This is a genomic window from Undibacterium sp. SXout7W (genome assembly GCF_049339385.1).
Classification (GTDB): domain Bacteria; phylum Pseudomonadota; class Gammaproteobacteria; order Burkholderiales; family Burkholderiaceae_D; genus Undibacterium.
In genome coordinates, this window is the sequence record NZ_JBMPPF010000155.1 from 1 (window position 1) to 287 (window position 287).

Annotated in this window: 1 pseudogene; it reads right to left on the reverse strand. The window is 59.2% G+C overall.

Annotation, left to right across the window (positions count from 1 at the left end):
• Nucleotides 1-287 (reverse strand): annotated as a pseudogene (locus ACO0LB_RS20900) (M13 family peptidase); the annotation flags it as partial.

The following is a 287-nucleotide window of genomic DNA, read 5'->3' on the forward strand; positions in this document are numbered from 1 at the left end:
GGTCAGGTCGTTCAGCTTGGCAACTTCGGTCTTGTTGTAGCGCTTGATCGGATCGCGGTTCTCGACCTTGGTCCATTGCACTTCAGCCAGCGAGGTTTCCAGGGCAACTACCGCCTTGGCGTGGGCGGCGGCGTTCTTGTCGCCAGCCATGGACAGCATTTTTTCCACGTGCGCCTGGTACTTCTCTTTCACCGGCGCTTGCTTGGCTTCCAGGTAGTAGTCGCGGTCAGGCATGCCCAGGCCGCTTTGGCTGACGTACGCAGCATATTTGGTCGATGCACGGGCGT